The following is a 7,952-nucleotide window of genomic DNA, read 5'->3' as shown; positions in this document are numbered from 1 at the left end:
TTTTGACAACTATTTAACTATATCATCGAGATCAATTACTGTCAATAACTTTTTTTAGCAATTTTTCATAAATCTAATTCGATGACTGCCGCGAACTAACGCTGCTAGAATATAATACCAATTTTACCCGTGATTCGTCAATAGTTTATTTTAAAAAAGTAATAATTACTTAGTAAAGGATTAGAAATTAATTTGTTAACGATTTCATGAAGCTAAAAAAACATCTTTTTCCTTGCGTAAAATGCACAAAAAAAGAATGAGAATTTTGCTATTCTCATTCTTTTCTTAGTTCTTATTTAGTCGATGGGTTTCATCGTTGGGAACAATAGTACATCACGAATTGAAGGAGCATCAGTTAGCAACATCACTAAACGATCAATCCCAATTCCAAGCCCCCCTGTTGGTGGCATACCATATTCAAGTGCTTCGATATAATCTTCGTCAATACCTTCAGCTTCATCGTTACCTGCTTCACGTTCTGCAACTTGAGCTTCAAAACGTGCCCGTTGGTCGATAGGATCATTTAATTCAGTAAAGGCATTGCCATATTCATTACCTAAGATGTACAACTCAAATCGATCTGTAAAACGATCATCTTCGGCGTTCTTCTTAGCTAGTGGAGAAATTTCTACTGGATGTCCGTAAATAAACACTGGTTGTTTCAATTGGTCTTGAACCTTTTCTTCAAAGAATTCATTGATGATGTGTCCAACTGTCCACCAAGACTCGTAGTGGATACCATTTTCATCAGCAAGTTTCTTCGCATCTTCAACCGACATCTTAGGCCAAAAGTCCACTCCCGCATATTTCTTGATTGCATCGACCATGTGTAGACGTTCAAAATCTTGACCTAAGTCAAGTTCTGTTCCTTGGTACGTAATCTTACCATCATCTGAAACCGCTGCAACTGCTGCCTTAAAAATTCCTTCAGTTTCATCCATTACGTCATGGAAATCAAAGTAAGCTGCGTATGTTTCGAGCATAGTGAATTCAGGATTATGACGAGTATCAATCCCTTCATTTCTGAATACGCGACCGATTTCGTATACTCGTTCCATTCCACCGACAATTAGCCGTTTCAAATGAAGTTCCAACGCAATCCGTAAATATAAATTGATATCTAGGGCATTATGGTGTGTAATAAATGGACGTGCACTAGCTCCACCAGCTTGAGTATGTAGCACTGGTGTTTCAACTTCGGCAAAATCATTACCATCAAGATATCTTCTTACTGCTGAAACAATCTTAGTCCGTTTTCTGAAACGATCCATACTATCATCATTAGCAATTAAATCAAGATAACGTTGACGATAAATTTGTTCAACGTTTTGTAAACCATGGAACTTGTCGGGAAGAGGACGGAGCGCTTTACTTAAGAAAGTTAGTCCCGTTACTTTAATTGTTAATTCACCCATATCGGTTTTCATGACATCCCCAGTTACACCGAGGAAATCACCAATATCAGAACGCTTAAAGACTTTGTATACATCTTCGCCTAAAACATCCTTACGAACGTACAATTGCATTTTTCCAGAACGGTCTTTAAGATCTGCAAAACCGACCTTACCCTTACCACGCTTAGAGATCATACGGCCGGCAATCGTAGCTACCATGCCCTGTTCATCAAGCTCTTCCTTTGTCATATCACTGTACTTTTCGTGTAATTGTGCTGCTAAATGTGTTCTCTCAAAACGATGACCAAATGGATCGATGCCCTTATCACGAAGTTCTTGCATCTTTTCGCGACGAACTCTTAGTTGGTCATTCATACTTGGTTGTTGCTTTTCACCCACTATTTTGTCCCCCTCTTAAATTTATTCAAATATAATTATTACCTACTAAAACAACAAATTGCAACCTTAATTCAAAGTTCTTACTCTTCTAGTTTCGAGTTTTTCAATAAAACTATCAAAAATATCAATCATTTGTTGCTCAGTATCTGCTCCCGTTACAGCCACCTTGGTTCGAGCTGAATGTGGAATACCCTTGAGGTAGTAGGCAGCTTGTCCACGGAATTCTCGCGGACCGACATTTTCACCCTTCAATTCTACTAGAGCGTGTAAATGCTCTTTTGCAATCTCAATTTTTTCTCTTGGTGTAGGTTCATCAATAACTGTTCCATCATTTAAATAAGCTGAAATTCGTTGTAATTCCCATGGATTACCCAGTACAGCACGGCCAATCATTACCGCGTCCGCACCAACTTCATCCAACATTCTTTTGGCATCTTCAGGTGTCCGTACATCTCCATTACCCATAAATGGAATATGCAACTGACTTCCAACTTCTTTTAAAATATTCCAATCTGCTTGTCCAGTATACATTTGTTTACGAGTTCGACCATGCATAGCAAGTGCAGAAGCACCCGCACGTTCGGCTGCCAATGCATTTTCAACCGCTAAAATATGGTTAGCATCCCAACCAGTTCGCATTTTAACCGTCACTGGTTTTTTAACCGCATCCGTCACGTAAGATACCATCTCATATACCTTATTAGGATCCAGCAACCAACGGGCACCAGCATCAGTATTAACAACTTTGTTTACGGGACATCCCATATTGATGTCAATAATATCTGCATCAGTATTTTGATCAACAAATTTAGCAGCTTCTACTAATGTTTCCTTAGTGCCACCAAAAATTTGAATACTCATTGGATGTTCATTTGGATCAACTGTCATCATGCTCAGAGTTTTTTTGTTTCCATAGATAATTCCTCGGTCGGATATCATTTCGCAAACCACTAATCCCGCACCGAATTTTTTACAGATCATTCGAAAAGCAGTATTAGTCACACCGGCCATTGGAGCAACAACTAGTTGATTTGGGATTGTAATGTCCCCAATTTTCCATTCCATTTTTTCACCTCGTCAAACTTTTTATGCATGCAGAATATAATATCACAGAAATTCATGATTGTGGAGAAGCTTACCAATTTCACTTATTTTTGGTCAATGATTTCTTGGAGATCCGCTTCCGAAAATACATACTTATTACCGCAGAAACGACAAACCGCCTCAGCACCATGATCTTCTTCCATCATTTCTTTGATATCTTGTAATGGTAATGCTGAAATTGAATCGCCAAAACGTTCTTTAGAACAATCACATTCAAATTTAACATCCATCTTGTCTAAAAATTTAATCTCATCATCATTGAGAATATCTTTTAAAATTTCCTCTGGTGTTTTACCAGCACGTAGCATTTCCGAAACTAGTGGAATTTCTTTCAAACGTTGTTGAAGTTTATCAATAGCATCGTCTGTAGCATCTGGCATAACTTGAATCAAGAAGCCGCCTGCCACCCCCACCGTTTCGTCAGGATTAACAAATACTGATACGCCGACGGCAGAAGGGATTTGTTCAGATTGGGCTAAATAATACGTAAAATCGTCCCCGATTTCTCCAGAAACTAAGCCAACTTGTCCAGTAAATGGATCTCCTAGACCCATATCTTTGGTAACAGCCATTACCCCAGCATTCCCAACTGCTTGCCCCACATCAATATGATGATCTTCTTTTAAAGGTAATGAAACATGGGAATTCTGAAGGTAGCCCTTGACCGTTCCGTTCGCATTTCCATCAATCACAATCGTTCCGGTAGGGCCGCCACCATTAATTTTGACAGTTAATTTTTCTTCGCCCTTTAAAACCGACGATGATAATAACAGCGTTGCCGTTAAAGAACGTCCCAATGCAGCAGTTGCGGCACTCCAAGAATCATGACGTTGTTGTGCTTCTTGCACTAAATTAGTGGTACTAACCGCGTAGGCTCGAAACATTCCATCATTTACAATACTTTTAACTAAATAATCTTTCATTTTATACCCGCTTTCATCAAAAAATCGTGAGTGCATTTTGCAACCCACGATTCTTAAATTATTGATTTTCTGAATGATTGTTATCGTCTTTTGGATAATAAACAGTCGTAGCAGAATCACTTTCTGAGCCGTCATGCTTAACTGCCTTAGCAGCTTCATCATGGCGTTCAGCTTCTTTACGTTCTAGTTCTCGTTTAGATTCTTCGAACGTTGCAGCTTTTTCGCTCGGAAATTCAGAAGTAGTTTTCTTTTCAGGCATCTTGCCTGTCTTGAATAAACTAATAATTTGCTTTTCATCAAGTGTTTCATGTTCAAGCAATGCTTCCGCAATAATCTTATGTTGTTCACGATGCTCTTCAATAATCTTACGAGCTTCGTTATAACCTTCAGTAGTAAAGCGCCGAATTTCTTCGTCAATTGTCGCAGCTGTCTTTTCAGAATAAGCTGGTCCACCTTCACCATAGTAGGATTGCCCCGGAGCAGCCAACTCGACTTGACCAATTTTTTCGCTCATCCCATACTGAGTAACCATTGCTCGAGCAATTTGAGTAGCTTGCTCAAAGTCATTTGATGCTCCAGATGATTGTTGGTCAAAGATGATCTCTTCTGCAGCACGACCACCCATCAAACCAGCAATTTGTTCCATAGCATCTTTCTTCGACATTAACATTTGATCTTCACGAGGAAGCATGATGGCATAACCGCCGGCACGTCCACGAGGAACAATTGTAACCTTGTGAACAACTCGTGCATCGTTTAATACCAAACCGACAATTGTATGTCCAGCCTCGTGGAAAGCAACTGTCTGACGTTCCTTCTTGCTAACCACTGCGTTCTTCTTCGCTGGTCCTGCAATTACTCGGTCTTCAGCTTCGTCTAAGTCAGCAGCATCAATCGTCTTCTTATTACGACGAGCAGCTAACAAAGCAGCTTCATTAAGTAAGTTTTCCAAATCAGCTCCAACAAAACCTGGTGTTTGTTTAGCAATTTCTGCTAAATCAACATCACTATCAATTGGCTTATTCTTGGCATGAACTTTCAAAATTGCTTCACGTCCATTAACATCTGGACGACCAACTAAGATCTTACGGTCAAAACGTCCCGGACGTAGTAAAGCTGGGTCTAAAACATCCGAACGGTTAGTAGCAGCCATAACAATGACTCCTTCATTTCCCGTGAACCCATCCATTTCAACCAATAATTGGTTTAAAGTTTGTTCTCGTTCATCATGTCCTCCGCCGGTACCATTGCCACGGCGACGACCTACAGCATCAATTTCATCAATGAAGATGATTGATGGAGCATTTTTCTTAGCTTGGTCAAACAAGTCACGTACACGACTTGCACCAACCCCAACAAACATTTCCACGAAATCCGAACCAGAAATTGAATAGAACGGAACTCCGGCTTCACCGGCTACCGCTTTTGCAAGTAAAGTCTTACCAGTTCCGGGAGGTCCTTCCAAAAGTACCCCCGCTGGGATTCGAGCTCCCAACTGAACAAACTTACGTGGATCTTTCAAGAATTCAACAACTTCAACAAGTTCTTGTTTCTCTTCTTCTTCACCCGCAACGTCAGAGAAGCGAACTTTATTTGCACTCTTATCAGCAGGTTTGACCTTGGATTTACCAAAGTTCATCACCCCTTTACCTCCGCCACCTTGACCGGCTTGACCCATCATCATGTAGAAGATAAAGATAAAGAAAATTAAAGGTAAGCCCGTTACTAGTAATTGAACCCAGAAACTGCTTGATTCTTCTTCTTTAGTTGTGACCTTAACTCCATCAGCTGAAGCAGATTTAGTTATTTCGGTAATTGTTGAATCATTCTGTAGAACTGAAGTTTGGAATCCAGTCACCTTATTAGATGAAACGGTTCCTGGGAATAATCCTGCTGAAGAATCATCCTTTTGTGCAGAACGATATTTACCTGTAACCTTATAAACTCCATTGGCTGGTTGAATATCAAAGCTCTTCACGTTGTCTTTTTTAAGTTGTGAGACAAATTCGCTAGACGAAATAGTAGAAGTTTGGCTATTGCCACCCTTTCCAACTACAGCCGCGATAATTCCCATAATACTCAAAAAAACTACGATATAGAAAAGACTATTTTTAAACAGGCCATTTCTGTTATTTTTCATGTAGTTCCTCCTTGTAAGGCATCAAGAAATATCAGTTACAATCTTGACCATTGACGATATAATACCATATTTGACTAACTTTGACCAATGATTTTATTCGTAAACTTCTGGCTTCAAAACTCCCACATAAGGTAAGTTTCGGTAATAGCCTTGATAGTCTAATCCATAACCCACTACAAACTCTTTAGGTACGGTAAAACCAACGTAGTCAGCTTTAGCTTCTACAACACGTCCAGCTGGCTTGTCTAAGAAGGTACAAATCTTAACGCTTTTCGCATTGCGTGAATATAATAAATCCACAATATAACTTAATGTCCGCCCAGTATCAACGATATCTTCAATAATTAAAACATCGCGTCCATTAACATCTTCAGATAAATCTGACACCAAATCAACAGTTCCCGTTGATTCCATGCCACCTTTGTAACTTGAAACATCGATAAAATCAATTTCAGAATATACATCAAATTCACGAACGACATCCGTTGTGAAGAACATAGCACCCGTTAATACACTTAAGATTAAAGGACGTTTTCCTGCATAGTCCTTTGTTAATTGTTTACCTAAACGTTCGCAAGCTTCCTTTATATCCGCCTTACTGTACAAAACTCTGGCGATATCATTGTCCATGGGGACTTCCTCCAATTCTAAATTCCATAATAAATTGTTGATTATCTTTTAGGAAAGGTTCCTTTAACCAGGCCTTTCGCAAACCTGGTACCCATAAAATTTCATCATCAACATCCGTAATTGCAAAATAACGTTCTCGTTGTTCATTCGGAACCTTTTGATCAATTAACTCTCGACGAATTGTTTTATAACCACCATTTTTAAGTCTTAAGCGGTCGTTGGGGTTTATTTTCCGGATAAAAAGCGGGAACCTCAGCTGATTGGCGCTCAAAACCATCGTCTCGTCAGCATCCAAAGCCGACTTTTGATTAGATAATTGGAATTGAGCATCACCATCTAAATTTAACCACGAATTCAATGTTACCACACGCTTTTTTACTTGTTCACCTTTTACGGTTATTTTTTTACCAATTCGTAGATAATTGTACGTGATTTCAAATTTATAGTTTTTTCCAATGTCGATTGTAGCTTGAGCTTGTTTAGTATTATTAACCAATCGAACTAGCTCACCCAACTTATTCTCATTTATTGCAATTTCCGCATTAACTTCAGTAATAATTTTTAAAATAATTTTTTTCTGCCATGGGAGCGATTCTTTACGTAGCGCCAGCAGATCAAAGCTTTCATCTCTTTGTAACTTAGTAAGTTTTTCAAGAACCACTTGGTCGACTAAGTTAGACTGTTCTAATAGCTGATCTTGATAGTGCTGGATATGTTCAACCACCCTTGGATTTTCTTTTCGAAAAGCAGGAATGATTTCATTTCGCACACGGTTACGTAAAAATTCAGTAGTACGGTTGGTTTGATCTTCAAACCACCGTAATTTATTTTCTTGAGCGGTCTCGATCAAAAATTGCTTAGTAAATTTTAGAAACGGGCGAATTAGCCATCCTTGTGCAAACGTTCGCCGTTCTGGAATTCCATTTAATTGATTTAGCCAGCCCCCCCGAATCACTTGCATTACGAAATTTTCAGCTTGCTCATCCGCATTATGTGCGGTCAATAGTACTTGCGCCTGCTGGTCATGCATTACCTGCTTAAAAAAAGTATATCTAAATTCGCGTGCAGCAGCTTCTACTCCATGTTGAGGGTGCTGACTTTTAGGCCAGTCCGTCTCCATAAACGTGATTTGATGCTGTCGACACCATTTATGTAAAAATCGTTCTTCTTCAATACTTTGCTCACGCAGCTGATGATTGACATGGGCAACAATCAATTGTTGATGCTTAATTTTAGTTGAATTTATCAATGCGTTAATTAGCACCGTTGAATCGACTCCCGTTGAAACTGCCACTACGATTTTGAATTGGCTCAGCCCATATTGTTCAACAATCTGATCACCTAGCTCACCGATTTTCATAG

General features: G+C 39.2%; 6 protein-coding genes. All 6 read right to left on the bottom strand.

Going from position 1 to position 7,952, the window contains the following annotated elements; all coding sequences use genetic code 11:
- Positions 1-296: 296 nt before the first annotated feature.
- Complete coding sequence (gene lysS / locus IV86_RS01650; protein WP_056979315.1) at positions 297-1,793, bottom strand: lysine--tRNA ligase; 1,497 nt, start codon at positions 1,791-1,793, stop codon at positions 297-299.
- 66 nt (positions 1,794-1,859) lie between these two features.
- Complete coding sequence (dusB, locus tag IV86_RS01645) at positions 1,860-2,858, bottom strand: tRNA dihydrouridine synthase DusB (RefSeq protein ID WP_002833035.1); 999 nt, start codon at positions 2,856-2,858, stop codon at positions 1,860-1,862.
- Between the two features lie 83 nt (positions 2,859-2,941).
- Positions 2,942-3,820, bottom strand: coding sequence for an Hsp33 family molecular chaperone HslO (hslO, locus tag IV86_RS01640; protein WP_056979319.1), 879 nt, complete (start codon positions 3,818-3,820; stop codon positions 2,942-2,944).
- A gap of 58 nt (positions 3,821-3,878) precedes the next feature.
- Positions 3,879-5,960 (bottom strand): ATP-dependent zinc metalloprotease FtsH, encoded by a 2,082-nt coding sequence (ftsH, locus tag IV86_RS01635; RefSeq protein ID WP_011673718.1) that lies wholly within the window; start codon positions 5,958-5,960, stop codon positions 3,879-3,881.
- 93 nt (positions 5,961-6,053) lie between these two features.
- Positions 6,054-6,590, bottom strand: coding sequence for a hypoxanthine phosphoribosyltransferase (hpt, locus tag IV86_RS01630; protein ID WP_002833031.1), 537 nt, complete (start codon positions 6,588-6,590; stop codon positions 6,054-6,056).
- The gene (tilS, locus tag IV86_RS01625) at positions 6,580-7,950 is read right to left on the bottom strand and encodes a tRNA lysidine(34) synthetase TilS (protein ID WP_002833030.1); all 1,371 of its coding nucleotides are present in this window, start codon (positions 7,948-7,950) and stop codon (positions 6,580-6,582) included. The genes hpt and tilS overlap by 11 nt, the downstream gene beginning before the upstream one ends.
- Between the last annotated feature and the right edge of the window lie 2 nt (positions 7,951-7,952).

It is taken from the genome of Pediococcus pentosaceus (assembly GCF_001437285.1).
GTDB classification, from domain to species: domain Bacteria; phylum Bacillota; class Bacilli; order Lactobacillales; family Lactobacillaceae; genus Pediococcus; species Pediococcus pentosaceus.
The sequence above is the reverse complement of the archived record's forward strand: the minus strand, read 5'-3'. Positions and strand labels throughout refer to the sequence as shown.